The sequence below is a fragment of the Nocardioides endophyticus genome (genome assembly GCF_039543845.1).
GTDB lineage: Bacteria > Actinomycetota > Actinomycetes > Propionibacteriales > Nocardioidaceae > Nocardioides > Nocardioides endophyticus.
In genome coordinates, this window is record NZ_BAABKN010000030.1 from 96,830 (window position 1) to 122,367 (window position 25,538).

Annotated in this window: 28 protein-coding genes; 11 read left to right on the plus strand and 17 right to left on the minus strand. The window is 69.6% G+C overall.

Going from position 1 to position 25,538, the window contains the following annotated elements; genetic code table 11:
* Positions 1–104: 104 nt before the first annotated feature.
* Together ABEA33_RS22680 and pepN are read right to left on the minus strand one after the other, a co-directional pair.
* Positions 105–938: a formate dehydrogenase accessory sulfurtransferase FdhD gene (locus tag ABEA33_RS22680; RefSeq protein WP_345529345.1), complete on the minus strand. Its 834-nt coding sequence runs from the start codon at positions 936–938 to the stop codon at positions 105–107.
* Positions 935–3,394: an aminopeptidase N gene (pepN, locus tag ABEA33_RS22685; RefSeq protein ID WP_345529346.1), complete on the minus strand. Its 2,460-nt coding sequence runs from the start codon at positions 3,392–3,394 to the stop codon at positions 935–937. Before pepN ends, ABEA33_RS22680 begins: the two co-directional genes overlap by 4 nt.
* A gap of 34 nt (positions 3,395–3,428) precedes the next feature.
* Between pepN and ABEA33_RS22690 the strand changes: the two genes are divergently transcribed.
* From ABEA33_RS22690 to ABEA33_RS22700, 3 genes are all read left to right on the plus strand, one after another.
* Positions 3,429–5,126, plus strand: a complete 1,698-nt coding sequence (locus ABEA33_RS22690) for an aminotransferase class V-fold PLP-dependent enzyme (RefSeq protein WP_345529347.1) — start codon at positions 3,429–3,431, stop codon at positions 5,124–5,126.
* A gap of 87 nt (positions 5,127–5,213) precedes the next feature.
* Positions 5,214–6,863, plus strand: a complete 1,650-nt coding sequence (locus ABEA33_RS22695) for a bifunctional 3'-5' exonuclease/DNA polymerase (protein WP_345529349.1) — start codon at positions 5,214–5,216, stop codon at positions 6,861–6,863.
* 231 nt (positions 6,864–7,094) lie between these two features.
* Positions 7,095–8,090, plus strand: coding sequence for a beta-ketoacyl-ACP synthase III (locus ABEA33_RS22700; RefSeq protein WP_345529350.1), 996 nt, complete (start codon positions 7,095–7,097; stop codon positions 8,088–8,090).
* 13 nt (positions 8,091–8,103) lie between these two features.
* On the opposite strand, the gene ABEA33_RS22705 is transcribed toward ABEA33_RS22700, so the two are convergent.
* The 3 genes from ABEA33_RS22705 to ABEA33_RS22715 form a co-directional block, all read right to left on the minus strand.
* A complete protein-coding gene (locus ABEA33_RS22705; RefSeq protein ID WP_345529351.1) occupies positions 8,104–8,274 on the minus strand; it encodes a hypothetical protein in 171 nt (56 codons plus the stop codon).
* A gap of 55 nt (positions 8,275–8,329) precedes the next feature.
* Positions 8,330–9,334 (minus strand): NADP-dependent oxidoreductase, encoded by a 1,005-nt coding sequence (locus ABEA33_RS22710; protein ID WP_345529352.1) that lies wholly within the window; start codon positions 9,332–9,334, stop codon positions 8,330–8,332.
* Between the two features lie 124 nt (positions 9,335–9,458).
* Positions 9,459–9,743, minus strand: coding sequence for a Fe-S cluster assembly protein HesB (locus ABEA33_RS22715; RefSeq protein WP_345529353.1), 285 nt, complete (start codon positions 9,741–9,743; stop codon positions 9,459–9,461).
* A 111-nt stretch (positions 9,744–9,854) separates the two neighbouring features.
* On the opposite strand from ABEA33_RS22715, the gene ABEA33_RS22720 reads away from it, so the two are divergent.
* Together ABEA33_RS22720 and ABEA33_RS22725 are read left to right on the plus strand one after the other, a co-directional pair.
* Complete coding sequence (locus ABEA33_RS22720) at positions 9,855–10,292, plus strand: OsmC family protein (protein ID WP_345529354.1); 438 nt, start codon at positions 9,855–9,857, stop codon at positions 10,290–10,292.
* A gap of 3 nt (positions 10,293–10,295) precedes the next feature.
* Positions 10,296–11,171 (plus strand): oxidoreductase, encoded by an 876-nt coding sequence (locus tag ABEA33_RS22725; protein ID WP_345529355.1) that lies wholly within the window; start codon positions 10,296–10,298, stop codon positions 11,169–11,171.
* 1 nt (position 11,172) lies between these two features.
* Here the strand turns inward: ABEA33_RS22725 and ABEA33_RS22730 are convergent, their stop codons facing one another.
* Genes ABEA33_RS22730 through ABEA33_RS22750 form a run of 5 tightly spaced genes read right to left on the minus strand, consistent with a single transcriptional unit; the run spans position 11,173 to position 14,465 of the window.
* The gene (locus ABEA33_RS22730; protein WP_345529356.1) at positions 11,173–11,877 is read right to left on the minus strand and encodes a peptidylprolyl isomerase; all 705 of its coding nucleotides are present in this window, start codon (positions 11,875–11,877) and stop codon (positions 11,173–11,175) included.
* A gap of 18 nt (positions 11,878–11,895) precedes the next feature.
* Positions 11,896–12,957 carry an alanine racemase gene (locus ABEA33_RS22735; protein WP_345529357.1) on the minus strand — a complete coding sequence of 354 codons (1,062 nt, stop codon included), beginning with the start codon at positions 12,955–12,957 and terminating at the stop codon, positions 11,896–11,898.
* Positions 12,954–13,790 (minus strand): aldo/keto reductase, encoded by an 837-nt coding sequence (locus ABEA33_RS22740; RefSeq protein ID WP_345529358.1) that lies wholly within the window; start codon positions 13,788–13,790, stop codon positions 12,954–12,956. Before ABEA33_RS22740 ends, ABEA33_RS22735 begins: the two co-directional genes overlap by 4 nt.
* A gap of 14 nt (positions 13,791–13,804) precedes the next feature.
* Positions 13,805–14,245, minus strand: coding sequence for a hypothetical protein (locus ABEA33_RS22745; RefSeq protein ID WP_345529360.1), 441 nt, complete (start codon positions 14,243–14,245; stop codon positions 13,805–13,807).
* A gap of 7 nt (positions 14,246–14,252) precedes the next feature.
* Positions 14,253–14,465 carry a hypothetical protein gene (locus ABEA33_RS22750; RefSeq protein WP_345529361.1) on the minus strand — a complete coding sequence of 71 codons (213 nt, stop codon included), beginning with the start codon at positions 14,463–14,465 and terminating at the stop codon, positions 14,253–14,255.
* Positions 14,466–14,520: 55 nt separating this feature from the next.
* Between ABEA33_RS22750 and ABEA33_RS22755 the strand changes: the two genes are divergently transcribed.
* Entirely contained in the window at positions 14,521–15,240 is a 720-nt protein-coding gene (locus tag ABEA33_RS22755; RefSeq protein WP_345529362.1) for a M50 family metallopeptidase, read from the plus strand.
* Positions 15,241–15,250: 10 nt separating this feature from the next.
* Positions 15,251–16,120: an LLM class F420-dependent oxidoreductase gene (locus ABEA33_RS22760; protein WP_345529363.1), complete on the plus strand. Its 870-nt coding sequence runs from the start codon at positions 15,251–15,253 to the stop codon at positions 16,118–16,120.
* On the opposite strand, the gene ABEA33_RS22765 is transcribed toward ABEA33_RS22760, so the two are convergent.
* Positions 16,117–16,614, minus strand: coding sequence for a VOC family protein (locus ABEA33_RS22765; RefSeq protein WP_345529364.1), 498 nt, complete (start codon positions 16,612–16,614; stop codon positions 16,117–16,119). The genes ABEA33_RS22760 and ABEA33_RS22765 overlap by 4 nt on opposite strands.
* A 22-nt stretch (positions 16,615–16,636) precedes the next feature.
* Positions 16,637–17,374: a signal peptidase I gene (gene lepB, locus ABEA33_RS22770; RefSeq protein WP_345529365.1), complete on the minus strand. Its 738-nt coding sequence runs from the start codon at positions 17,372–17,374 to the stop codon at positions 16,637–16,639.
* A gap of 72 nt (positions 17,375–17,446) precedes the next feature.
* Between lepB and ABEA33_RS22775 the strand changes: the two genes are divergently transcribed.
* On the plus strand, positions 17,447–17,704 hold the full coding sequence (locus ABEA33_RS22775; RefSeq protein WP_345529366.1) for a type II toxin-antitoxin system Phd/YefM family antitoxin: 258 nt from the start codon (positions 17,447–17,449) through the stop codon (positions 17,702–17,704).
* Positions 17,701–18,093, plus strand: a complete 393-nt coding sequence (locus tag ABEA33_RS22780) for a type II toxin-antitoxin system VapC family toxin (protein WP_345529367.1) — start codon at positions 17,701–17,703, stop codon at positions 18,091–18,093. The genes ABEA33_RS22775 and ABEA33_RS22780 overlap by 4 nt, the downstream gene beginning before the upstream one ends.
* Positions 18,094–18,755: 662 nt before the next feature.
* Here ABEA33_RS22780 and ABEA33_RS22785 read toward each other — a convergent pair.
* A complete protein-coding gene (locus tag ABEA33_RS22785; RefSeq protein ID WP_345529368.1) occupies positions 18,756–20,000 on the minus strand; it encodes a S1 family peptidase in 1,245 nt (414 codons plus the stop codon).
* A 331-nt stretch (positions 20,001–20,331) separates the two neighbouring features.
* Here ABEA33_RS22785 and ABEA33_RS22790 point away from each other — a divergent pair, with 331 nt between their 5' ends.
* Positions 20,332–20,895: a dihydrofolate reductase family protein gene (locus ABEA33_RS22790; RefSeq protein ID WP_345529369.1), complete on the plus strand. Its 564-nt coding sequence runs from the start codon at positions 20,332–20,334 to the stop codon at positions 20,893–20,895.
* Between the two features lie 625 nt (positions 20,896–21,520).
* Positions 21,521–21,916 (plus strand): MmcQ/YjbR family DNA-binding protein, encoded by a 396-nt coding sequence (locus tag ABEA33_RS22795; protein WP_345529370.1) that lies wholly within the window; start codon positions 21,521–21,523, stop codon positions 21,914–21,916.
* Between the two features lie 14 nt (positions 21,917–21,930).
* Here the strand turns inward: ABEA33_RS22795 and ABEA33_RS22800 are convergent, their stop codons facing one another.
* Genes ABEA33_RS22800 through ABEA33_RS22815 form a run of 4 tightly spaced genes read right to left on the minus strand, consistent with a single transcriptional unit; the run spans position 21,931 to position 25,357 of the window.
* Positions 21,931–24,291: an ATP-binding cassette domain-containing protein gene (locus ABEA33_RS22800; protein WP_345529371.1), complete on the minus strand. Its 2,361-nt coding sequence runs from the start codon at positions 24,289–24,291 to the stop codon at positions 21,931–21,933.
* 16 nt (positions 24,292–24,307) lie between these two features.
* Entirely contained in the window at positions 24,308–24,544 is a 237-nt protein-coding gene (locus ABEA33_RS22805) for a DUF1059 domain-containing protein (RefSeq protein ID WP_345529372.1), read from the minus strand.
* 1 nt (position 24,545) lies between these two features.
* Complete coding sequence (locus ABEA33_RS22810) at positions 24,546–24,956, minus strand: VOC family protein (protein ID WP_345529373.1); 411 nt, start codon at positions 24,954–24,956, stop codon at positions 24,546–24,548.
* 5 nt (positions 24,957–24,961) lie between these two features.
* Entirely contained in the window at positions 24,962–25,357 is a 396-nt protein-coding gene (locus tag ABEA33_RS22815) for a helix-turn-helix transcriptional regulator (RefSeq protein WP_345529374.1), read from the minus strand.
* Positions 25,358–25,538: the final 181 nt, after the last annotated feature.

Consider the following 25,538-nt stretch of genomic DNA (forward strand, 5'->3'; position numbering starts at 1 on the left):
CGCCGGGTGCGGGCCGGTCGGGGGCGCGGATTGGTCACCAACCGCAGAAATCCGGCCCGAAATCTGCGGTTGGTGACCAAACGGCGATCCCACAGCCGACGACCTCAGCTGTACCGCACACACCGATCGGGCCGAGTGAAGCCATAGAGCACCAGCCCGGACTCCGCCGCCAGCCGCGCCGACAGCGAGGTGGGCGCGCCGACGGCGACGAGGGAGCCGACACCGGCGGCAATCGCCTTCTGCACGAGCTCGAACCCCGCCCGGCCGCTCACGACCAGGCACGCCTCGGCTGGTACGGCGCCCGCCAGCACGCGCGCACCGGTGACCTTGTCGACGGCGTTGTGCCGCCCCACGTCCTCGCGTACGACGAGCAGGTCGCCATCCGCGGTGGCCAGGGCGGCTGCATGCACCCCGCCGGTCCGATCGAAGACGGACTGCCGTTCGCGGACCAGGTCTGGCAGCCGGCGTACGACCTCAGACGAGGGCAGGGCGCCGGGCCAGCGTCCGGCCGCTGGAGCCGCCAGCGCCTCGGCGATGCTGTCCTTCCCGCACACGCCGCACGCCGACGACCCGGACGACTGCCCGACGTGCCGATGCCCGGGATCGCGCAGGGGAGGGGCGGCGAGCGTCACCGTGACGACGTTGAACTCCTGCTCCGGCGCGAGGTCGGCATCGGTGCAGTAGGCGACTCCGTGGATCGTCCCAGGCCCGGCCAGCCCCTCGTGCACCAGCCACCCGGCGGCGAGCTCGAAGTCGTGGCCGGGCGTCCGCATCGTCACCCACACCCGCCGCGCCGGGGCGCCGGGCCAGGTGAGCCGGATCTCCAGCGGCTCCTCGGTCGCCAACCGGTCCTCGCGGCGGCGTTCGCCCGCATCGCTGATCTCATGCACGCGCGTCCGGACGGTCGGTCCGGGTCGGCGGGCGCGGTCGAGGCTCATGACGTCGGGTAGGCCTTGCGGATGGCGAGCTTGCGGGCGAGGTCGTCGGCGGCGTCGCCGAGGCGACGGCGTACGGACAGGTCCAGCGCGGTGTCGGAGGCGAGCAGGCGGGCCCGATCGAGCGTCGTCTCGGACAGGGACGTCACGGGGAAGAAGAACTCGGTCGCGTCGGCCAGCACCCAGCCGCTCCGCACCCGGACGGTGTCGGGCAGCTCGTCGAAGTAGCGGTCGACGTACGGCGCCGTCAGCTCCTCCTGGCCGCCGCGCCACATGCCGAGGCCAGCCGCCTCGAGCTCGTAGTTGGGCACGTCGAGCTTGCCGGTGAAGACACCCCAGGCCAGAGCCTTGGCCTCCGCAGTGGGCAGCGACACCGCGGCACGCATGTGCGCGACGCGGGACTCGCCCGTCGGCTCGGCGTCGAGCGCGGCGCGCAGCTCCTCGGCATCGGTCGCGCCCAGGGCCGCGAGCCGGACGAGCACCCGCCAGCGCAGGTCGAGATCGAGATCGATCCCGCCGGGGGTCACAGCCAGCCAACCGCGCAGGTCGGCGGGGTCGGTCGCCGTGGAGATCGCCATCCGGAACGCCGACAGCTGGTGCTCCGAACCCGCGTCGGTGGTCTCGAGCTTCCCGAGCGCGGCTGTGTGGACCCGCTCCAGGGACCCCTCGGGCGCGAGCGGGAGCACGTCGCCGAGCAGCCAGGTGCCGAGGCGGCGCTTGCCGTCCTCGGTCGACTCCACGGGCGCGCTCGCGACGACCAGGTCGATCACGTCGCCGGGGGAGAGCGCGACGTTGTGGAAGGCGCTGCGGACGTTGTTCCAGACGCCGGCCCGCAGGGCCGGATCCTCGATCGCCGGCAGCAACGCCTCCAGCCGATCGGCGCTGACCGGGTCGGCCTCCAGGACCGCCCAGGTGTCCTCGTACGGGTCCAGCACGACCGTCCGGCCGTCGAGCTCGTACGGCGTCTCGGAGCCGTCGAGCGTCACCGACTCGGTGCTCCAGCCAGCGTCGGTGGCGACAGCGATCCGGAACGAGTGTGACCGGTCGGCCGGGTGGTCTGCCGGCGGCGTACGACGGATCACGCCGGCGGCGCGGTCGACCACGATCCGGTCGGGCCCGGCGGTGCGCAGCCAGTTGGTGGTGAACGACGACAGGTCGCCGGCGCCCGCGCGCTCCCACGACTCGAAGAGGTCGTGCATCGTCGCGTTGCCGAAGCGGTGCCGGGTGAAGTGGTCGATCACCCCGGCGAAGAACACGTCGTCGCCCATGCTCGTGTTGAGCTGCTTGAGGATGCTCGAGCCCTTGGCGTACGAGATGCCGTCGAAGTCCTGGAGCGCCGCGCTCGCGTCCTTGGCACCGTTGCCGGCGACCGGATGGGTGCTCGGGCGCTGGTCGGCGTTGAGACCCCACTGCCGGCGGGCGTAGGCGTTGTCGACCCACGCGTCGGCGTACTCCGTGACGTCTGCGGTGACCCGGTTGCCCATGTACTCCGCGAAGGACTCGTTGAGCCACAGGTCGTCCCACCACTGGGGCGTGACGATGTTGCCGAACCACTGGTGCGCCATCTCGTGGGCGAGGGTCGTCGCCCGCTGGATCCGCATCCCACGCGTCACCCTGCTGGTGAAGACGAGTGGGTCGCGGAAGGTGACGCACCCGGGGTTCTCCATCGCACCCGCGTTGAACTCGGGGACGAACGCCTGGTGGTAGTTGCCGAACGGGTAGCGGATGCCGAAGAGCCGGTGGAACTCGTCGAAGCACTGCTTGGTCATCGTGAACAGCTCGTCCGCGTCGGCGTCGAGCGCGCCGGCCATGCTCGCGCGCACCGACAACCCGAGCGGGATGCCGTCGTGATGGTCGCTGATCAGGTGGTAGGGCCCGGCGACCACGGTGACGAAGTACGTCGAGAGCGGCTGGCTGCGCTCGAACTCCCACAGCGCCGAACTTCCCAGGCCCGTCTCCACACACTTCCCGGGGGCGTTGGCGACCACGGTCCAATCCGCAGGAGCCAGCACGTGCAGCGTGTACGGCGCCTTCAGGTCCGGCTGGTCGAAGCACGCGAAGACCGATGGCGCGGCGTCCATGAACATCATCCCGTAGACGTACGACCTGCCGTCCGCCGGATCGGTGCTGCGGTGCAGCCCCTCGCCGTCGTTGCGGAACGGCATCACCGCGTCCACGACGAGCTCGTTGTCGCCCGCAACCGTGTGGATCGGCAGCCGACCCCGCTCGAGCAGGTCCGGATCCACGACCTCGCCGTTCAGCCGGATCTCGTTGACGCGCACCGGCTTCAGGTCCAGGAACGTCTCGCCTCCCCGGCTGCCGAAGCGGATCGTGGTGACCGATCCGAAGGTCTTCTCGTCGCTGGCCAGGTCGAGGCGCAGGTCGTAGTCGTGCACCGCCAGGCACTCGTGGCGGGCGACCGCCTCGGCGCGCTGGAGACTCTGGGACGGGCTGTTCACCGGGTCACCCTATGTCGAGCCCTATCGTGGGTTCGTGGCGGAGGAGAAGGAAGCACTTCTGGCCCTGATCCGGGAGTCCGTGATCGGTGAGGACCACGTGATGGAGACGCCGTACGGCGCCCGCCGGGTGACGTACGCCGACTACACCGCGTCGGGTCGTGCGCTGAGCTTCATCGAGGACTTCATCCGCGACGAGGTGCTGCCCAGCTATGCCAACACCCACACCGAGTCCAGCGGCACCGGTCTGCAGACCACCCGCCTGCGCGAGGAGTCCCGCGCGATCATCCGCGAGGCGGTCGGCGGGGACGACAAGACGATCGTGCTGTTCGCCGGATCCGGCTGCACCGGCGCCATTGCGAAGCTCATCGGCGTCCTGGGCCTGCGGATCCCGTCCGCTCTCGACGACGCCCAGGCCCTGACCGACCACATCCCGCCGGCGCAGCGACCGGTCGTCTTCATCGGTCCTTACGAGCACCACTCCAACGAGATCCCGTGGCGCGAGTCGATCGCCGACGTGGTGACGATCCGCCAGGACGCCGACGGCGGCGTCGACCAGGGCGACCTGCGCGCGCAGCTGGAGCGGTACGCCGCCCGTCCGATCAAGATCGGCTCGTTCTCGGCTGCCTCCAACGTCACCGGCATCGTCTCCGACACACGCGCGATCGCCACGCTCCTGCACGAGCACGCCGCGCTGAGCCTCTGGGACTTCGCCGCGGCCGCGCCGTACGTCGCGGTCGAGATGCAGGCCGCCGAGGGTCAGCCGCTGTCCTACAAGGACGCCGTCTTCATCTCGGCGCACAAGTTCATCGGCGGGCCCTCGACGCCCGGGGTGCTGGTCGCGCGTCGCGAGCTCTTCGCCAACCGGGTGCCGGACGTGCCGGGCGGCGGCACGGTCGCGTACGTGAACGACGACGACCACCGCTACCTCGACGACGTCACCCAGCGCGAGGAGGGTGGCACGCCGGCGATCATCGAGTCGATCCGCGCGGGACTGGTCTTCCAGCTCAAGGAGGCGGTCGGCACCGACACCATCCGCCGGCAGGAGGAGCGACACCTGCGCCGCGCCGTCGAGGCCTGGCGCGCTGAGCCCGGCATCGAGCTGCTCGGCAACATCGACGCCGATCGCCTCTCGATCGTCTCCTTCGTCCTGCGCTCGCCATCGGGCCGCTACCTGCACCACAACTACGTCGTCGCGCTGCTCAACGACCTCTTCGGCATCCAGTCGCGCGGTGGCTGCTCGTGCGCCGGCCCGTACGGCCACCGCCTGCTCGGCATCGACCTCGAGCGCTCGCACGAGTTCGAGCGCGAGATCGCCGGCGGCTGTGAAGGCATCAAGCCGGGTTGGGTGCGGATCAACTTCAACTACTTCGTCTCCGACGCCGTCGTCGACTACCTGATCGAGGCGGTCCGGGTGACTGCCCGCGACGGCTGGAGGCTGCTGGGCGACTACCGGTTCGACCCGGCCACCGGCCTGTGGCGGCACCGCAAGGGCGTCGTCACCCCGCCGCTCTCGCTACGCGACATCTCGTACGCCGGCGGGCGGGTCTCGATGCCCAGCAACGAGGCGACCGGGGGAGAGGAGCTGCTCGCCGAGCACCTCCGTGACGGCATCGCGCTGCTGGCCGCGACCGAAGGCCCAGACCTGTCCGGCCATCCCGCCAACGTGAGCGCCGACTTCGAGCACCTGCGGTGGTTCGATCTCCCCGCTTCGAGCTTGCTCGAGGCCGACTAGGAGGTCAGGTCGAGTAGCCGACCGGCGTATCGAGACAGGACCGACACGGGTGACGGCGCTGTCGCCGCCGGATGCCAAGGTGTCCTCATGACCCGGGTCTCGCTCTCGCGTCTGCCGGGCGACCGCGTGCTGGTCGTCGAGGGCGATGGGCAACGGGAGCTGCCGATGACCGACCTGGCGTCGTACGTCGGCGAGCGCGAGGCCGATGAGCCGCGGTGGGTGTGGGACGACACCGTCCGTTGGTACCCCTCGCTGCTGGCGGCCGGGGTGCGGGTGCAGCGGTGCCACGATCTGCGCCTCGGCCACCAGCTGCTCCGGCGGGCGCCCGCGGTCGACGCACAGCTGCTGGTCGGGGACCAGTCGACGCACTGGGACCGTCTGGGTCCGAGCGTGCCGTCTGATCCGGCGCTGTTCTCGATCGACGACACCGCCGAGCACCTGCGCACCGACCTCGAGGACGCGCGCCAGCTCGCTGCCGTTGCCGCGTCGAGCGATGCCCCCAAGCTCGGGCTGCTGCTCGCGGCAGAGTCCGCGGGTGCCCTGGTCGCGGTCGAGATGACGTACGCCGGCCTGCCGTGGCGCACCGACGTCCACGAACGGCTGCTCACGGACCTGCTCGGCCCACGCCCGCCGCGTGGCGCCCGTCCGCAGAAGCTCGAGGCGCTGGTCGCGGAGGTGCGCGGCGCCTTCGACGCTCCCGGTCTCAACCCCGACTCGCGGCCGGACCTGTTGGCGGCGCTGCGCCGGGCCGGGCTGGAGGCCACGGACACCCGCAAGTCCTCACTGCGTGCCCTCAAGCACCCGGGTATCGCTCCGCTGCTGCGTTACAAGCAGCTCGCGCACCTCTTCCAGACCAACGGCTGGGCATGGACCGACGAGTGGGTGAAGGGCGACCGGTTCCGGCCGGCGTACCAGCCGGCGGGCTCTACCACCGGCCGGTGGTCGTCCAACGGGGGAGGTGCGCTGTCGTTCCCGGCGATCGTCCGCCCCGCGGCCGTGGCCGACGACGGCTGGATGCTCGTCGTCGCCGACGTCGCCCAGCTCGAGCCACGCGTGCTCGCCGGGATGAGCGGTGACCGTGCCCTGGCCAGGTCGGCGCGCGGTGCCGACCTCTACCAGGGGATGGTCGACGACGGCGCAGTGGCGAGTCGCACCGACGCCAAGCTCGGCCTCCTCGGCGCGATGTACGGCGCCACCAGCGGAGAGAGCGGTCGCATGGTCCCTGGGCTCACCCGGCGCTATCCCGACGCCTTCGGCCTGGTCGAGGAGGCGGCCCGTGCCGGGGAGCGCGGACAGGTCGTGCGCACCCTCCTCGGCCGCGGCTCACCTGCGCTCGGCGAGGCGTGGGAACGCGACCCCGACGACCCGCCGCCGGACGCGGACAGCCAGGCCCGCTACCGGCGCGCATACGGCCGGTTCACCCGCAACTTCGTCGTCCAGGGCACCGGCGCCGAGTGGGCGCTGTGCTGGATCGCCGACCTGCGCAACCGGCTCTGGCGCCTCGGCGACAGCGGGCCGCTCGACGCTCGACCGCACCTCGTCTTCTTCCTCCACGACGAGGTTGTCATCCACACCCCGGCCGCGCTCGCCGACCTGGTCGCGGCGGAGGCCGCGGAGGCGGCCGCGACCGCAGCCGGCCTGCTCTTCCGCGATCTGACGATCGACTTCCCGCTCAACATCTCGACGGTGCGGTCGTACGCCGACGCCGGGAAGCCCGGTGCCGCGATCGAAGCATGACGCTCCGGCCTCATGCCGTGGCGACCCGCACGTCCGCGTCGTCGGCTTCCGGCAGGCGACGACCTGCTCGTCGTACGCCGCCCCAGGAGGTCTCGGCCGACATGCCCATCACGATGTAGCCGGGCTGGCAGGTCGCCGCCCGCGATGCTCAGCCCCGCGCGCCTATGCTCGCGGACGACGATGCCCGGGCACGGGTGCATGGCGTCATGGGAGAGAAGAGCGGAGCCGAGGATGACGATTCAGCAGACGACGAACGTGGAGAGCACGGCCATGTTGGGCCTGGGGGTCTACCGTCCCGAGCGGATCGTCACGAACGACGAGGTCTGCGAGGTGCTCGACTCCTCGGACGAGTGGATCCAGACCCGTTCGGGCATCAGGACCCGACGCTTCGCCGGCCCTGACGAGGACCTGATCACGATGGCGACCACCGCGGCCGCGCGGGCCCTCGACGTCGCGGGCGTCACGGCAGACCAGCTCGGCTGCGTCATCGTGGCGACCTCGACGTACCCGGAGCACACGCCTGCCTCCGCACCCCAGATCGCCGACCGTCTGGGGTCGAAGGCTGCCGCGTTCGACGTCTCGGCGGGGTGCGCGGGCTTCTGCCACGGTCTCAACCTCGCCTCATCGCTCGTGCGCTCCGGCGACAGCACCCACGTGTTGGTGATCGGGGTGGAGCAGCTGAGCCGCTTCATGGACCCGACGGACCGGGGTACGGCCTTCATCTTCGCCGACGGAGCAGGAGCAGTCGTCGTGGGTTCGGCGTCCGAGGCCGGCATCGGCCCGACGGCCTGGGGGTCGGACGGTTCGCAGTCACAGGTCGTCACGCAGACGCCCAGCTGCCTCGACAGCCACCAGTCGCACCACCCGGTCGTACAGATGGAGGGCACGGCGGTCTTCCGATGGGCGCCCTTCGCGATGGCCGACGTGGCCCACCAGGCGCTCGACCGCGCGGGGGTGTCGGTCGACGAGCTCGACGCGTTCATCCCGCACCAGGCCAACCTGCGCATCACGCAGACGCTGGCGCGCAACATCAAGCTGCCCGAGTCCGTGGCGATCGCCACGGATGTCGTCGACTCCGGCAACACCTCGGCGGCCTCGGTGCCGCTCGCGATCGAGGCGATGCTGCGGTCCGGCGAAGCCAAGGCCGGAGACCTGGCGCTGCTGATCGCGTTCGGTGCGGGGCTCAGCTATGCCGGCCAGGTCGTGACCCTGCCTCCGATCGGGTAGCGGTCTGGCCGCCTCAGTCCTCGAAGTTGAGACCGAGCTCGTGGGTGATGCAGTCGGTGAAGGCGACGTCGATCAGCTCGGCACCGCGCAGGTCGACGAAGCTGAGCTTGCAGCCGACGAAGTGGACCGAGCGCCACTGCGCCTCGTGGGCCTCCACGGACCCGAGACGCCCGGTGACCTGCACGTCGCGCCACTGGCTGCGCGCGGCGCGGACGACGGGCAGCTCCGGCTGCCGGCGCTCATGGAGTGGGCTGGAGACGCACGAGCATCTTGCCGGTGTTGTCGCCGCGGTGCAGGCCGAGGAACGCGTCGACCGCGTGGTCGATCCCGTCGACGACCGTCTCGCGCCACTGGAGCGAGCCGTCGGCGACCCAGCCACCGGCCCGGCGGTAGAACTCTGACGCGGCGTCGCCGTGATCGGTGACGATGAAGCCGCGCAGGGTGAGGCGCTTGCTCACGAGCATCATCATGTTGCGCGGTCCGGGGGAGGGCGCGTCGGCGTTGTAGTCGGCGATCGCGCCGCAGGCGGCGATGCGCCCGTGGTCGGCCATCGCGAAGATCGCGGCCTCGAGGTGGTCGCCGCCGACGTTGTCGAAGTACACGTCGACCGGGCCGTGCTCGCGCAGCTGCCGGCCGATGGGGGCTTCCTTGTAGTTGAGCGCGACGTCGAAGCCCAGCTCGGTCAGCCACGCGCACTTCTCGGGGGAGCCTGCGGAGCCGATCACCTTGGCAGCGCCGAGCTGCTTGGCGATCTGGCCCGCGGCCGAGCCGACCGCACCTGCGGCGCCCGAGATGAAGACGGTGTCGCCCTCGTGGACCTCGGCGATCCGGGTGAGCCCGACGTACGCCGTCAGGCCCGGCATGCCGAGGGCGCCGAGGTACGCCGAGGCGGGGACCTGCGAGACGTCGACCTTGCGTACGGCGCGGTCCGGCAGCAGCGCGTGCGTGCGCCAGCCAGCGTGGTGCAGGACGGTGTCGCCGACCTGCAGCGTGTCCGAGCCGGAGGCGATGACCTCGCCGACGGCGCCGCCGTCCATCACCGCGTCGAGGGCGAACGGTGGCACGTAGGACTTCACGTCGTTCATCCGTCCGCGCATGTAGGGGTCGACCGAGATGAACGTGTTGCGGACCAGCACCTCGCCGGGTCCGGGGTCGGCCAGCTCGGTGTCGACGGTCCGGAAGTCAGCGGGGGTCGGCCAGCCCTGGGGGCGGGCCGCGAGGTGGATCTCGCGCGCGGTGGTCATGGTGTCGATCCTTCCAGCCACATCCGACAGCGCCCCGACGGGCATCCAGACAGCCATCCGGACAGGACGACGGGCCCCGGCTTCCGTGTGTGCCGAGGCCCGTCCGAGGGGGTGGTGCTGTGGGTCAGTCCTGCAGGGCGAGTGCGAACTCGACCTTGCCTGCCGGGTCGACGGCCGCGTCGAGCACCTTGTCGTCGAGGAGCTCGGCGGCTGATGGGTCGAGGTAGACGGTCGCGCCGCCCTGTTCGACGACCTGGTCGCCGGGCTCGCCCTGGGCGGCCGCGGTGACCTCGAACGACGGCTCGGAGGTCGGAGCGGAGGTGATCCGCAGGCCCGCCTCCTCGCTGAGTCCGGGCTGGGTGGTGATCTCGTTGACGATGGCAGTGGCGTTCTCGGTGAGGGTGAGCATGCTCGCCTTTCCGATGGGCGTTGCTGGTCCAGACCACCGTTGCCGATTCGGCGGCGCGAGACAAGTCGGGAGGTCAGCCCGGGCGTGTCGGGGTTCTGGCACGCTGTGCGCATGACGACCTCCGACGCACCGCGCAGCAGCGCGCGCCGCATCGACCTGACCAAGATGGGCGAGGGCCGCTACAAGGCGACCAACGCCCGCGGGGGAGTGCTCCCCGTCGGCTCGGGGAGCGATCCCGACTTCACGCCGGTCGAGCTGCTGCTGGCCGCGCTGGCCGGGTGCGGCGCCATCGACGTCGACCTGATCACCGGCAAGCGGGCCGAGGCGACGACGTTCACGGTGACCGCCGAGGGCGAGAAGATCCGCGATGACCAGGGCAACCGGCTCACCGACCTCCGGTTGACCTTCGAGGTCCGGTTCCCGGATGGCGAGGACGGCGACCGGGCACGCGAGGTGCTGCCGCGCTCCATCGCCCAGTCCCGGGACCGGCTGTGCACCGTGGGGCGGACGATCCAGGTCGGTGCTCCCGTCGAGTACGTCGAGGCCTGACGGGTGAGCAGACGCTGGGACGCCGTACCTCCTCAGGACGGCCGCCGCATCGTGATCACGGGCGCCAGCGCGGGGCTGGGGCTGGAGACCGCACGGGTGCTCGCCCAGCGCGGGGCCGACGTGGTGATGGCCGTCCGCAACCCCGCCAAGGGCGAAGCGGCCGCGGCCCAGATCCACGGCTCGGTGGAGGTGCGCCGCCTCGACGTCGCCGACCTGTCGTCGGTGCGCGAGTTCGCGGCAGACATCGGTCCCGTCGACGTCCTGATCAACAACGCCGGCGTGCTCGCCGTGCCGTATGCCCTCACCGTCGACGGCTTCGAGACGCACCTGGCCACCAACCACCTCGGTCACTACGTGCTCACCAACCTGATGCTGGCGCAGGTCCGCGACCGGGTCGTGGTGATCTCGTCCGACGCGCACCGGTCGGCCGACCTCGACCTGAGCGACCTGAACTGGGAGCGCCGCACCTACAAGCCGTTCACCGCCTATGCCTCGTCCAAGCTCGCCAACCTGCTCTTCCTGGCCGAGCTGCAGCGACGGCTCACGGCGTCCGGTTCGACGCTGCGGGCCATCGGCTCGCACCCCGGGTCGACGGCTACCTCCATCACCGGCAACACCGGGAACGCGTTCAAGACCTGGGTCGGCAGCTGGGGCCACAAGCTGGCCGGGATGCCGGTCTGGAAGGGCGCCCTGACGACGCTGTACGCCGCGACGATGGACGTCCCGGGCAACACCTTCATCGGGCCGGATGGCTTCAAGGAGTTCAAGGGCTGGCCGACGGCCGTCGGCCGCAGCCGGGACGCGACCGACCCCGAGCTCGCCCACGACCTGTGGGTGGTGTCGGAGAAGCTGACGGGGACGTCCTTCCGCAACGAGTGAGTCAGCCGGCGACCGTCACCTTGGTGATGTCGACCGGGGTCTTGGGGTGCCCGTCCCCGGGACCGTTCGCGTCGTCGGTGCCGGCGTCGGCGACCTTCTTGACGACCTTCACGCTCGCCTTGTCGATCTGGCCGAACACGGTGTAGCTCGGCGGCAGCTGGGTGTCGCCGTACACGACGAAGAACTGGGATCCGTTGGTGTCGGGGCCCGCATTCGCCATCGCCAGGGTGCCGGCCGGGTAGGTCTCGCTGCCGGACAGCTCGTCGGGGAAGGAGTAGCCGGGGCCGCCCGAGCCGGTGCCCGTCGGGTCGCCACACTGGAGGACCAGGATCCCGGCCGTCGTGAGGCGGTGGCAGCTCGTGCCGTCGAAGTAGCCCTGCTGTGCCAGCGAGACGAACGAGTTCACCGTGCACGGGGCGGCGTCGGCGTCGAGCTCGGCAGCGAGGTCACCTGCACTCGTCGCGATCGTGACCGAGACGGTCTCGGTCGAGGTGGCCGCCGCCGGCGGCGGGTCGACCTCCTTCGCGGCCGAGCCGCCGTCGACGTACTCGCACGGTGTGCCCGTCGACGAGCTCGCTGACGAGCTCGCTGACGGCCCGGGGTCGGTGGCCGTCCCGGAGTCGGAGTCCGATCCGGAGCAACCGGTGAGGGCGAGGGCGGCGGCGAGCGTGAGACCGGCCAGACCGGCCAGGTGACGGGAGCGCATGCGCAGATCGTAGAGGCCTCAGCCGTTGCGTCCCCGGGCGGCCACGGGCCACGAGACGAGCGCCGTACCGTCGTCGGCCCACAGGGTGTCCGCGAGGTTGACGGCAGCGCAGACGTGGTTGGGGACGACCGCCACCTCTGACCCGAGCGGGGGCAGCGTCTCCCCGGCCAGGTCGACCACCGCGTGGTGCTCGGAGAGCTGGACGATGCGTGCCGCGGGGTGGTCGAGGAGTCGCCCGCCGCCGGTGGCGTACGGCGCGCGATCGGCGCCGAGCACCTTGCTTCCGCTGTCGAGGACGAGGCGTCCGCCTGCGTGGCTGACGACGGTGGCGCGACAGGTGAGGGCGATCGTGTCGGGAGGCATCGCCCCGAGCTCCCACTGCTGGGCGTCGCCGAAGAGATAGACGCCGGGGCGGATCTCGGTGAGTGCGTCGGTGTGGGTCTGCGTGAGCGTCGGCGTCGAGCCGCCACTGACGACATCGGGCTCGAGCCCGACGTCACGGAAAGACGCGACCGCCGCCGCCAGCGCCGCGGCCTCGTCGTCCGCGGCGGAGCCCATCAGCTCGGGGGAGTACCCGTGGCCAGGGAAGGTGAAGACACCGCGTACCGGCAACCCCGCCTCGGCCGCCGCAGCGGCGACGACACCGGCATCGCCCGGGGCCACCCCGGTGCGGTGCTGGCCGGAGTCGACTTCGACCAGTACGGCGACTCCGGTGCCCTCGAGTGCCGCCCCCGTCCGTTGCGCAGCGCCCACGGAGTCCACACCGATCGCCAGGTCCGCCCGTCCGGCGAGGTCGCGCAGCCGCCGGGCGGCATCGTCGGAGAGCCACAGGGGATAGGCGATGAAGAGATCCTCGACCCCGTGCTCGGCGAACACCTCCGCCTCGCCGATCGTCGCCACGGTGAGCCCGATCGCCCCGGCCTCCAGTTGCAACCGCGCGATGTCCGGGCTCTTGTGCGTCTTGGCGTGCGGTCGCAGGGAGACGCCTGCGGCCGCCGCTCGGGCAGCGGTGCGCTCGATGTTGGCGCCCAGGCGGGCGACGTCGATCCGGAGGTACGGCGTCGCCGGTGACTGACTCACATCTCCTCGTGCGTGTCAGGGTCACCGCCGAAGAGCCGGCCGTCCGATCTTCCGAGGGCGGTGATGGCCGACATCTCGGCGTCGGTGAGCTCGAAGCCGAAGACGTCGAGGTTGGCCCGCTGGCGATCGGGAGCGGCCGACTTCGGGATCGGGATCGACCCGAGCTGCACCTGCCAGCGCAGGATCACCTGCCCGGGCGTGACGCCGTGTACCTCAGCTGCGTCGGCGACGGCTGGCTCCGCGAACGGCGCCTGCCGTTTGCCCAGCGGGCTCCACGACTCCGTCTGGATGCCGCGCTCGGCGTTGACGGCGCGCATCTCGACCTGCGGGAAGTAGGGGTGCAGCTCGATCTGGTTGACGGCCGGCGTCACGCCGGTCTCCGCGATCACCCGGTCCAGGTGTGCAGCGGTGAAGTTCGAGACGCCGATGCTGCGCACGAGTCCTTCCTCCCGCAGGTCGACCAGCGCCCGCCAGGCCTCGGCGTACTTGCCGACGCTGGGGTTCGGCCAGTGCACGAAGTGCAGGTCGAGGTAGTCGAGCCCGAGTCGCTCGAGCGACCCGTGCACGCTGGCGATCGCGGCGTCGTACTCGTGGTCGCGGCCCGGGATCTTGCTCGCTACCAGGAGCTCCTCGCGCGGCAGCCCGCAGACGCGGACGGCCTCGCCGACCTCGCGCTCGTTGCCGTAGTTCACGGCCGTGTCGAGGAGCCGGTAGCCGGCCTCGATCGCCGACACGATCCCGGACACGGCCTCGTCGTCCTTGAGGGGATAGGTGCCGAAGCCGATCGCGGGGAGGACGGAGCCGTCGTTGAGGGTGTGGGTCGGGATCGCCATGTCCCACAACGTACCTACTCGGCTGCGTCCTCCGGAGTGGCCTCGTGGCCGGGAAGTCCGTCGGTGCGCCGGTCCTCCTTCATCTCGGCCTCGTAGAGGTGCCGGCGTCCACCGACGAGCTCGTCGCGTGCCTGCCGTTCGAGGTCGCGGAAGGTGGTGTAGTAGCCGTCGTCGTAGTCCTCGACCACCTGGAAGCTCCACCGGCCCGCGATGATGTTGCGGCCCACCAGCTCGCGGTCGATCCGGTCGGCGAGCTCGGTGTGGCCGGCCTCGCGGAGCTGGTCGACGGCCTCGCCCAGGGTCAGGTCGGCGGTGCCGCACCGTCGGTGGAAGGCGTAGAGAAGCCCGCGTGCCTCCTCGACGACCTCAAGCGCCTCCGACACCTTGCCCAGCGCCTCGATGGTCGCGTCGTCGACGCCGTCGGGTCGCTGGTGCGCGGGATCCGGCCCGCTCATCGCTGGCTCATGCCGACAGGACGTCGCTCGCCGAGACCGACCCGTGCTCGGCCTCGATCGCCTCCGCCAACTGCTTGACCTCGCCGTCCGACACCTCCACCCCGGACTCGGCGAACCCGGCGCGCAGCTCCTTCTCGACGGTGCGCTCGGGGGCGCCGTCCTGGTAGGAGGAGACCCGGTCGACCACTGCCTGGACTGCTTCGATTCGCTCGTCACTCATGGTGTCGGCGTACCCACTCCGGCTCCGGTGCACGCCCGTCCGGCAGGCTTGGCGCGTGAGTGTCTCCGACGTCCTGTCCTCGATCTGGGGCGACGTCAGCGGGACGCAGCAACCGCTGTCCGAACGCGGTGTGATGCTGACCGCGGCGGTCGGCGCGCTCCTCGTCGCCGTCCCAGTCGTGTGGGGCGTCAGCCGGCACGTGGTCACGATCGCGCACGAGGGCGCCCACGGACTGGCTGCCCTGATGACCGGCCGCTCCCTCCAGGGCATCCGGCTGCACTCCGACACGTCCGGCCTGACGGTGTCGCGTGGCAAGCCGCGGGGGCCGGGCATGGTCGCGACCGCTTTCGCCGGCTATCCCGGTCCGGCGCTGGTCGGCCTCGGCGCGGCGTTCCTGCTCGGGCGCCAGCACGCGCTCGCCGTGCTGTGGCTCGTCGTCCTGCTCCTCGCGCTGCTGCTCCTCCAGATCCGCAACTTCTTCGGCCTGTACGTCGTCGCGGTCGCCGGGATCGCTGTCGTCGCCGTGAGCTGGTGGGGGAGCGGGCAGCTGCAGTCGGCCGCGGCGTACGTCGGCACCTGGTTCCTGCTCCTCGCCGCTCCCCGCCCGGTGGTCGAGCTCCAGCTGCAGCGCCGGCGCGGCCGGGCGCGGACGTCGGACGCGGATCTGCTCGCGCGGCTCACCCGGGTGCCCGGGCTGATCTGGGTGATCGTCTTCCTCGCCGTGACTCTCGGCTGCCTCGTCGTGGGCGGCCGCTGGTTGTTGACCGCGACGTAGTGTCGACGACGTGCGCATCGGCATCCACTACGCGAACTTCACCCACCCCGACTGGCAGAGCAGCCTCGCCGACCGACTGACGGAGACCGCCAGGGTCGCCGACCAGGGCGGCGCCTCGCTCTTCACCGTCATGGACCACTGGTTCCAGATGGAGAACCTCGGCGGCCCGGCCGAGCCCATGCTCGAGGGCTACACGACCCTCGGCTACCTGGCAGGCCAGACCGAGAACGTCCGGCTCAGCTTGCTGGTGACAGGCACGACGTACCGGCACCCGGGCCTGCTCGCCAAGATCGTCACGACCCTCGACGTGCTGTCCAAGGGTCGCGCGATGCTGGGCATCGGTGCGGCCTGGTACGACCGGGAGCACGCCGGTCTCGGCGTCCCGTTCCCGTCCACCGGTGAGCGGTTCGAGCGTCTCGAGGAGACGCTCCAGATCGTGCGCCAGATGTGGAGCGACGAGGACGGTGCCTACGACGGCAAGCACTACCAGCTCGCCGAGACCGTCTGCGTGCCACCGCCGGTGCAGCAGCCGCACCCGCCGATCCTGATCGGGGGGAGTGGCGAGAGGAAGACGCTGCGGCTGGTGGCGCAGTACGCCGATGCCTGCAACCTGTTCGGCGAGACCCCGGACGTCGTCCGGCACAAGCTCGAGGTGCTTCGCGGGCACTGCGACGACCTCGGTCGGGACTACGACGCGATCGAGAAGACGATGATCGTGATGGGGGACCCGGTCGCGGATCGCGACGGGTTCCTGACGTCGATGGAGGAGTACGCCGCGCTCGGCATCTCGCTGATCACGATGGTGCCGCCGACCGACGACCCGGTCGGCTGGACGACGGCGGTGTGTGAGGGCGTGCTGCCTCGGCTGGCGACGATCTAGAGGACGGTCGTCCCGTACATCTCGCCGAGCGGATCCGAGATCAGCTCGAGCCGTGCACCGTCGGGATCGCGGAAGTAGATCGAGCTGCCGGACTCCGCGACGTACTCCACTCCCGCGTCGTCGAGCTTCGACCTGAGGTGGGCCCAGCGCTCCGGCTCGACCGAGATGCACACGTGGTGCAGGCCGCCGAGCACCTCGGCGTACGGCCCGACGTCGAGGCCGGGGAAGTCGAAGAACGCGATCAGGTTGCCGTTGCCGATGTCGAAGAAGAAGTGGTTGGAGCCCGGGTAGTCGCGGTTCTCGATGATCTCGGTCAGCGGGAACTCCAGGAGTTCCTGGTAGAACCGCACGGTCCGCTCGACGTCCGCGCAGACGATCGCGAAGTGGTGTAGCCCGCGCGCCGACGACGCCGGTCGGCTGGCCTCGGGAGCGAGGTACGTCGTACGGATGCGTTCGCGCTCGGCGTTGATGTGGTCCAGATCGACGTCGCCCATGGTCAGGACGGTACTAGCGGATTCAACTGTCGGGTACGTCGCTGAACGTGTCGGGCCGGTGCAACCGTGCCATGTGATCGCGTGGCCAGACGACGGCGAAGACCCGCCCGACGACCAGGTCCTGGTCGAAGAACTCCTCGCCGGGCACACACGTGTCGTCGCCGGGGGAGCACATGTGAAAGCTCGAGTCGGCCGACTCGTAGCGGTTGTCGCCCATCACGAAGAGATCGCCGTCCGGCACCGGGCCGGCCGTCCAGCTGCACGCATCCGCCCCGCCTGGGCCTTCCGGGCCTCGGCACGCGCTGGTGTCGGGGTTCTTGACGTAGGCGTCCTCGTCGAGCGGCTGGCCGTTCACCGAGATCCGCCCCTGGTCGTCGCAGCACACGATCGTGTCGCCGCCGATGCCGATGACCCGCTTCACCAGATGGCCACCGGCGGGGTAGAGGCCGATCTTCGCCAGGGTCTTGGCGACCGGCCCCACGGGTCCGGCGTCCTCCTGGGGAAGCCAGCCGCCTGGGTCCTCGAAGACGACTACATCGCCGCGTTGCGGCTCGCCGAACCAGTACGACGGCTTCTCGACCAGGATCCGGTCGTCCTTCACGAGTCCGGGGACCATCGAGGGGGAGGGGATGTAGAAGGCCTGGACGAAGAACGTCTTCAGCACGATTGCCACCACCACGGCGATCACGACCAGCAGCAGCGTCTCCAGCCAGATCGGCCGGTGGTTCTTCGCCGGTGCACCGTCTCCCGAGGTCGTCACACGCGGAGCCTAGGGGGAGACACCGTTCCGTCTCGGCGGAACGGTTGCTACGCAACTGCTACGATCGTAGCCATGACCCGGGTTGCGTCACGAGAGCTGCGGAACGACACCGCAGGCGTGCTGCGGCGCGCGGCTGGCGGCGAACCCATCGAGATCACGGTGAACGGTGAAGCGGTGGCAAGGCTCGCGCCCCTCACGCCGGAGCGCTCGTCCTGGGTGACGAAAGCCGAGTTCGTCCCGAAGCTGTCGAGGATCCAGGCCGACCCCGGCTTGACCGAGGACCTCGCCGCTCTGGACGCCGACACCGACGAGCTCGGTCCGATCACGTGACGCGCGGGCTGCTCGACACCTCGGTCTTCATCGCCCGCGAGTCACGCCGGCTTGACGTGGCCGCACTTCCGGACGAGATCGCGGTCTCGGTCGTCACGCACGCCGAGCTGAGCGCCGGCGTACTGGCCGCGAGCGACCTCGAGATCCGCGCCCGGCGGCTGACGACGTTGACGGCGATCGCCGACATGAATCCGATCCCCATCGACCTCGCGGTCGCCGAGGCGTGGGCGCGGATCCGGGTGCAGCTGGCCAACGCGCGGCGGCGCTCCAACGTCAACGACATGTGGATCGCAGCGACGGCACTCGCTCATGGAGTTCCGGTGGTCACGCAAGACCACGACTTCGACGTCATCGCTGAGCTGTCAGGACTTGCCGTCCAGCACGTATGAGGCGGGGTAAGAGCGCCCGGCTCACGTGCTGACCCATCCGACGAGATCCCGATGCCGGTGCGCTGGTGCGGCGGCCGAACGCGGGACCGGCCGCCGGTGACGGTTCCGGTACGGGGAAGAGTTAGTCGATCATCTTTACGACGTTGCGATGCGACAGCAAGGACCGCGAAGGAGCGCGCGCGGCCTACGGCTACCGGTACATCAACTACAAGCATGGGCCTCTGGGGTCGGCGGGCTCCTCGTGGGAGAGCCTCTCAGTCAAGGCAGGAGACGGCTGGATGTCCAGCTTGATTCATCTGATGCAATGTGCAGACTACAAGTTGACATAATGTCAGTTATCGGCGATCAATTGGGACGAGTCCAAACAGATGAGAGAGCTCGTCTCAACCCGTCACGGGGTATCTGCGCTGGTCAGGTTGGCACTGGAGCTTTGCTCTGCCGCATTGGCGGCGCAAGAGCTGACTCCCTTGTTGCAGGTCAGCGAGGGTTTCTCTCGTTTAGTGAGAGAAACTCGCGCGCGGCCCTCGCCGCGCGCGAAGCAGCCTGACCACAAGTCGTCGACGCATCCCCGCTTCAAGAAGCGGACCACACTCTCGGTGACGGTGACTGGACGTACCCCCGCCGACGTCACGCTTCCGCCGGTGGCGGCACACCGTCCTCCGTCAGCCGACCTCGAGCGTGGCGCCCCACCGGTTCAGGATCGTGCTCATCGGGACGTAGCTGATGAAGCGTGAGCACGAGACCACGCCGATGTCGGGGTTGCCCGAGCAGTTCGACGAGGGCTCGGTCTGGACAGGTCCGAGTTCGATCCCGCGGGCCTGGACACCGCCGGCCACGTATTTGTAGAACGGTGCGCCGCTGTCACCGGTCGCGCCGAGCAGTCCACCTGCAGGCGCCCGGGCGTAGATGACGTTCACCGTGGACCCAAAGGCGTTGATGTTGACGGAGTCGTCGTACACCGTCCCGCATAGGGTCCCGCTGGTTGCACCGGATCCGCACACGGGGTCGCCCACCCAGTTGGAGGCGTAGTTCTTGACGGTGAGCTTGCTGTTCGTGTTGTATCCGCCGTCGAAGACCTGTGACGTCGTCGCGGGTGAGGCCGCGGGATCGATCAGGAGGGAGTCGATGCCGGGCCGGTACGCGGCGGCGCCGGCGGGGGCGATGTTGTCGCCGTTGCCGTCTCGGTAGATGTCGTTGGTCTGGGGGTCGCAGTGCCCGGCGGTGAGCAGCCTGCCGGTCCCGCCCAGGATCACCGGGAAGCCGGTCGTGCAGACGTGCACGGCGTCGCTGGGAGTGCGGAGGCGAAGTCGGCCGCCGCCCTTCCAGGGTGCGGCGTCGTTAGTGCGTGAGTAGCCCTCGACGGGAGGGACGTTGTACTCGACCTTGATGGCGTCGATCTTCGAGATCTCACGTACGAGGGCGAGGTCGTCCTCAGTGAAAGGCTCCTTGCGGCCGGTGCCGATCGTCAGGCCCGACTCCACGTCCGGGTCCACGAACATGAGCTCGAGCTTCTTGTAGAGACCCGCCTTCTCGATGGCGTCCGCGCCGCGGTTCAGTTCGGCGCGTGAGTAGGACGACGACTCGATCGACACCGTGATCCCGTTGGGCTTCTTGTCGGCCAGGTCGAGCAGTGCCTGAGGGGGCTTGCCGGACCAGAAGACGGTCACCGCGCCCTTCTGGTGATCCGTGTGGATCGTGCCGAATCCGCTCTCGTCGCTCTCGTCGACACGCGCGATCTCCTCGGCCACCTCCGTGACGGCGTCGGACAGTGCAAGGTACTCGTCGGAGGGCCGGTCGGCGGCCGCCTCGGGGTTCTGCTCGGCCGACCTGTCGACGACGGCCGGCTCCTGCGGCGCGTCGTCGCTGCCGACCGCGACGCCATAAAGTCCAAGCGTCAGCAGCAACACCGCCGCACCAGTGGTTATCAGTCCTCTTGCCTCCATCTAGGCATCACCGTTCTCTCGAGTTCAGAGTCTGGGACCTTAGCGGCCGAGCGAGAAGGTGCGCGCCTATCCGCAGGTGGATGACTCATCTTTACGGCAAGAGTTGTGCCGAGGGTGACAAGTTCCAGCGCATGGATCTCCGCGCAGCCGGCCCCGATCGCGCTAGGGCCTGTTCTACCCAGCATCATCGAGGTGGCGCGAGATCGAGAACGCGGCGAGTGGCGGGCTTGGCAGATGACTTCTCACAGCCGTGTCGGTCTGTACGCCGAATGCGAACCGACGAGAGGCTGACGCCATGCGAAGACTGACCTTTGGCATGAACCTGAGCCTGGACGGCTACATCGCCGCGCCCGGCGACGACATCGGCTGGAGCGTGCCGAGCGACGAGCTGTTCCAGTGGTGGTCCGACCGGGTGGGCGCGACGGGCCTGGCGCTGTACGGGCGCAAGCTGTGGGAGGCGATGAGCTCCCATTGGCCGACGGCCGGCCAGCAGCCTGGCGCCACACCGGCAGAGGTCGAGTTCGCCCGCCGCTGGCTGGACATGCCGAAGGTCGTGTTCTCCTCGACGATCAGCGCAGTCGACTGGAACGCTCGGCTGGCGACCGGAGACGCGGTCACCGAGATCACCCGGCTCAAGACGGAGGATGGCGGCCCGATGGACGTCGCCGGCGCCACCCTCGCCGCGGCGGCCATGCGGGCCGGGCTGATCGATGAGTACGTGATCGTCACCCACCCGGTCCTGGTGGGCGGCGGCACGCCGTTCTTCACGGCCCTGGACAGCTGGGTGAACCTGAACCTGCTGGAGACTCGGACGTTTCCCGACGGAGTGCTGCTGACCAGGTACGAGACCAGGCGCTGACTCCGCCGACCGTCCTGCTACGGCTTGACGCCGCCAGGCGCGACGAGTAAGAAGCTGTCGGCTTCGTCGCAACCCAGTGGCGCAGGACTACATCGGTGTCAGTCCGACGGGAACGCGGCGACCACCGCCAAGGGCGGCTCAGCGGGGTCGATCCAGACGTGGTCGGCTCCATGCTCGAGGAGCGTCGTCTCGGTGCTCGTCAGGATCTGATCCAACATCGTTGCCGGCAGGGCCGGCGAGACGGTCAACACGTGAACTCGGCGCACCTCTGGCTCACCCTTCCGATCCACCCGAGGCCTGGCGGGGACTGTACGTACCCGACTCCCCCAGCGCGTCCTCTTGTGTCCGAGCTCGCCGGTCTTCACGTCGAGAGTTGTGCCGGGCGTGACAAGTTGGGCCCGCCGTCGACGCTACTTGGTCCCGGTTCTCGTCCTTTTCGTGCACGGGCTCGGGCCCGGCCGCTACTTTGCTCTTGCGACCTGTTGGTGGACCCGAGACCGCCAGCAGGTCGCTTCACGTCCCGATGCCCACGTCCGCCAGGTGCCAGCTCGACGTGGCGGCGGGCGACGAGCTCATCCCAGATGCGGACGTGCAGGAAGTCGACGTGCGGCCCTAAGGTGACGCCATGCCGCATCCGCGCATGTTCGATGATGATGACCCCGTCCTCGGACGCCTGCGCGAGATCACGTTGGCCCTGCCGGACGCCGCTGAGAAGGTCTCCCACGGCATCCCGGCGTTCTACACGACCAAGGTGTTCGCCTACTACGGCGGCAGCGTGAAGGTCGGCGACGGCTACGAACGACACCGCGCGTCGGTGCTGGTGCTCGCCGACCCGGTCGAAGCGCCGGCGCTGCTCGGCTCCCCCGACGCCTACTTCCCGATGTACCTCGGCGTCTCCGGATGGGTCGGCCTCGACATCGGTGACGGGACCGACTGGGCGGAGGTCGCCGAGCTCGTGGAGACGTCATATCGCCTGACCGCCGGAGTACGCCGGGTCAAGCGCCTCGACGCTCGCCCCTGACTCCCGCTCACCGGTCAGGCGCCGACGTACGCCGCCAGATGCTCACCGGTGAGCGTCGACTTCTTGGCCACGAGCTCGGCGGGCGTGCCCTCGAAGACGACCTGGCCGCCGTCGTGACCGGCGCCCGGGCCGAGGTCGATGATCCAGTCGGCGTGCGCCATCACGGCCTGGTGGTGCTCGATGACGATCACCGACTTGCCGCCGTCGACCAGGCGATCCAGCAGACCGAGCAAGTTCTCGACGTCGGCGAGGTGCAACCCGGTGGTCGGCTCGTCGAGGACGTAGACGTCGCCCTTCTCGCCGAGGTGCGTGGCGAGCTTGAGCCGCTGCCGCTCCCCTCCCGAGAGCGTGGTGAGCGGTTGGCCGAGCTTGACGTAGCCCAGCCCGACGTCGGCGAGCCGCTCGAGGATCTTGTGGGCGGCCGGGATCTTGGCGTCGCCGTCGCCGAAGAACTCCACGGCCTCCGACACGGGCATGGTCAGCACCTCGCTGATGTCCTTGCCGCCGAACGTGTAGTCGAGCACTGACGCGTCGAAGCGCTTGCCTTCGCAGACCTCGCAGACCGTCGAGACGCCGGCCATCATCCCGAGGTCGGTGTAGACGACACCGGCGCCGTTGCAGTTCGGGCAGGCACCTTCGGAGTTGGCGCTGAAGAGCGCCGGCTTCACGCCGTTGGCCTTCGCGAACGCCTTGCGGATCGGCTCGAGCAGACCGGTGTACGTCGCCGGGTTGCTGCGCCGAGATCCCTTGATGGCGCCCTGGTCGATCGTCACGACGCCGTCCTGGTTGGCCACCGAGCCGCGGATCAACGAGCTCTTGCCTGACCCGGCGACCCCGGTGAGGACGGTCAGTACGCCGAGGGGGATGTCGACGTCCACGTCCTGCAGGTTGTGCAGGTTCGCCCCCCGGACCTCGAGCGCCGTCGACGACGGGCGGACCTCGTCCTTGACCGACGCGCGGTCGTCCAGGTGCCGGCCGGTGATGGTGTCGCTCGCGCGCAGCCCCTTCACGGTGCCCTCGTACATCACCTGGCCACCCTCGGAACCCGCCAACGGGCCGAGGTCGACGACGTGGTCGGCGATGGCGATCGTCTCCGGCTTGTGCTCGACGACGAGCACGGTGTTGCCCTTGTCGCGCAGCTGCAGCAGCAGCTCGTTCATCCGGACAATGTCGTGTGGGTGCAGCCCGATCGTCGGCTCGTCGAACACGTACGTGACATCGGTGAGTGACGACCCGAGGTGCCTGATCATCTTGGTGCGTTGGGCCTCACCGCCGGAGAGAGTGCCCGCCGGCCGGTCGAGCGACAGGTAGCCGAGGCCGATGTCGACGAATGAGTCGAGGGTCTCCCCCAGCGCCTCCAGCAGCGGCGCGACGGACGGCTCCTTCAGCCCGCCGACCCACTCGGCCAGGTCGTTGATCTGCATCGCGCAGAGGTCGGCGATGTTCTTGCCGTCGATCTTGGAGGACCGGGCCAGCTCGCTGAGTCGAGTGCCGTCACACTCGGGACAGGTCGTGAACGTCACCGCGCGCTCGACGAAGGCGCGGATGTGCGGCTGCATGGCCTCGACGTCCTTGGCCAGGAAGGACTTCTTGATCTGCGGGATCAGCCCCAGGTAGGTCAGGTTGATCCCGTCGACCTTGATCTTCGTCGCCTCCCGATAGAGGAGGTCGTTGAGCTCCTTCTTGGAGAACTTCGCGATCGGCTTGTCCGGGTCGAAGTAGCCACAGCCGCGGAAGATCCGGCCGTACCAGCCCTCCATGCTGTAGCCCGGGATTGTCAGAGCCCCGTCGTTGAGCGACTTCGAGTCGTCGTACAGCTGCGACAGGTCGATGTCGTTGACCGCTCCGCGCCCCTCGCAACGAGGACACATGCCACCGGTGATGCTGAAGCTGCGCCGCTCCTTGGTCTTCTGGCCGCCCTTCTCGAGCGTCACGGCGCCCGCGCCGCTGATCGAGGCGACGTTGAAGGAGTACGCCTGGGGCGAGCCGATCTGCGGCTGCGCCAACCGGCTGAAGAGGATGCGCAGCATCGCGTTGGCATCCGTGGCAGTGCCGACGGTGGAGCGTGGGTCGCTGCCCATCCGCTCCTGGTCGACGAGGATCGCCGTCGTCAGCCCGTCCAGGACGTCGACGTCGGGCCGCGCCTGGGTCGGCATGAAGCCCTGCACGAACGCGCTGTAGGTCTCGTTGATCAGCCGCTGCGACTCTGCCGCGATCGTCCCGAACACCAGCGAGCTCTTGCCCGATCCCGAAACCCCGGTGAACGCCGTCAGTCGGCGCTTCGGGATCTCGACACTGATGTCCTTGAGGTTGTTGACCCGCGCGCCGGTGACTCGGATCAGGTCGTGGCTGTCAGCGTCCTTGTTCGAGGGCATGCGGGTCGATGTTCCTTCAGTCTTCGGGGAGTGCGGCGAACGCCTTCTTGGTGTCCTTGTACCAGCCCATGCCCTTGATCGGGTGCTTCCAGCGGCCCCTCATGTCCTTGTTGGCCGGCTCGTGGGCGGTGTCGCCCGCGGCGACCGCGTCCTTGAGGTGCTGGTCCTGGGCCTTGATCACGTCGTCGGCGGTCTCGCCGCTGAACGCCTTGTCGCACGGACCGCCCATCTGCCTGCAGGTCATCGTCTTCATGTCAGCGAACCTCCTGGATGCGAACCATGTTGCCGGCGGGGTCTCGTACGGCGCAGTCGCGCGTGCCCCACGGTTGGTCGGTGGGCTCCTGCACGACCTCGACGTCCTGTGCCTGGATCCGGTCGAAAGTGCCCTGGAGGTCTTCGGTCGCGAGCATGATCCAGCCGAAGGTGCCCTTGGCCATCATCTCGGTGATGGTGCTGCGCTCGTCGTCCGTGATCCCCGGGTCGGCCGCCGGCGGGCCGAGGAGGATGCACGTCCCCGGCTGGCCGACCGGTCCGACCGTGATCCAGCGCATCGCTCCGCTGCCGACGTCGCTGCGGACCTCGAACCCGAGGGTGTCGCGGTAGAAGGCCAAAGAGGCCTCCGGGTCCTCGTGGGGAAGGGCCGTGGTGTGAATGGTGATGTCCATGCCGATCACGCTAGTAGCGGGTTCGGGACAGATGCTTCTCCATTCCTGATCGATGTGCTCCTGATCGGCCGGGTGACCTGCTTCGCCACGCACTGCGGGAGCCCGCTGGCATGGGCCACCGCCTCGCGACGGTAGGTGCTCGGCGGCATGCCGACGAGCTGGGTGAAGCGCGTGCTGAACGTGCCGAGCGACTGACAGCCGACCTCGAAGCAGACCTCGGTGACGCTGAGGTCGCCGCGGCGCAGGAGTGCCATTGCGCGCTCAATGCGCCGCGTCATCAGGTAGGAGTACGGCGACTCGCCGTACGCCCGCTTGAACTCTCGGCTGAGGTGGCCGGCGGACATGTTCACGCCGCGAGCGAGCGACTCGACGTCCAGCGGCTCGGCGTACTCGCGGTCCATCCGGTCGCGGACCCGGCGCAGCAGCGCGAGGTCGCGCAGATGCTGTTCGTCCGCGGGACCCCTCACCTGCCGAATTCTGCCATGCAGCGTCCACCGGTCGGCGGAGACGCGTGCCCGGACGGACTAGAGCGTGTCTCCCATATCTTGAGTGAGGCGCGCTGCAGTCTGAGTTCGTGATGAA

Bases quoted from the DNA above. Each gene is read 5' to 3' on its own strand.
- ABEA33_RS22680 (WP_345529345.1), bottom strand. From the start codon at position 938: ATGAGCCTCGACCGCGCCCGCCGACCCGGACCGACCGTCCGGACGCGC.
- ABEA33_RS22695 (WP_345529349.1), top strand. From the start codon at position 5,214: ATGACCCGGGTCTCGCTCTCGCGTCTGCCGGGCGACCGCGTGCTGGTC.
- ABEA33_RS22700 (WP_345529350.1), top strand. From the start codon at position 7,095: ATGACGATTCAGCAGACGACGAACGTGGAGAGCACGGCCATGTTGGGC.
- ABEA33_RS22710 (WP_345529352.1), bottom strand. From the start codon at position 9,334: ATGACCACCGCGCGCGAGATCCACCTCGCGGCCCGCCCCCAGGGCTGG.
- ABEA33_RS22715 (WP_345529353.1), bottom strand. From the start codon at position 9,743: ATGCTCACCCTCACCGAGAACGCCACTGCCATCGTCAACGAGATCACC.
- ABEA33_RS22720 (WP_345529354.1), top strand. From the start codon at position 9,855: ATGACGACCTCCGACGCACCGCGCAGCAGCGCGCGCCGCATCGACCTG.
- ABEA33_RS22730 (WP_345529356.1), bottom strand. From the start codon at position 11,877: ATGCGCTCCCGTCACCTGGCCGGTCTGGCCGGTCTCACGCTCGCCGCC.
- ABEA33_RS22740 (WP_345529358.1), bottom strand. From the start codon at position 13,790: ATGGCGATCCCGACCCACACCCTCAACGACGGCTCCGTCCTCCCCGCG.
- ABEA33_RS22745 (WP_345529360.1), bottom strand. From the start codon at position 14,245: ATGAGCGGGCCGGATCCCGCGCACCAGCGACCCGACGGCGTCGACGAC.
- ABEA33_RS22750 (WP_345529361.1), bottom strand. From the start codon at position 14,465: ATGAGTGACGAGCGAATCGAAGCAGTCCAGGCAGTGGTCGACCGGGTC.
- ABEA33_RS22765 (WP_345529364.1), bottom strand. From the start codon at position 16,614: ATGGGCGACGTCGATCTGGACCACATCAACGCCGAGCGCGAACGCATC.
- ABEA33_RS22775 (WP_345529366.1), top strand. From the start codon at position 17,447: ATGACCCGGGTTGCGTCACGAGAGCTGCGGAACGACACCGCAGGCGTG.
- ABEA33_RS22790 (WP_345529369.1), top strand. From the start codon at position 20,332: ATGCGAAGACTGACCTTTGGCATGAACCTGAGCCTGGACGGCTACATC.
- ABEA33_RS22795 (WP_345529370.1), top strand. From the start codon at position 21,521: ATGCCGCATCCGCGCATGTTCGATGATGATGACCCCGTCCTCGGACGC.
- ABEA33_RS22800 (WP_345529371.1), bottom strand. From the start codon at position 24,291: ATGCCCTCGAACAAGGACGCTGACAGCCACGACCTGATCCGAGTCACC.
- ABEA33_RS22805 (WP_345529372.1), bottom strand. From the start codon at position 24,544: ATGAAGACGATGACCTGCAGGCAGATGGGCGGTCCGTGCGACAAGGCG.
- ABEA33_RS22810 (WP_345529373.1), bottom strand. From the start codon at position 24,956: ATGGACATCACCATTCACACCACGGCCCTTCCCCACGAGGACCCGGAG.
- ABEA33_RS22815 (WP_345529374.1), bottom strand. From the start codon at position 25,357: ATGGACCGCGAGTACGCCGAGCCGCTGGACGTCGAGTCGCTCGCTCGC.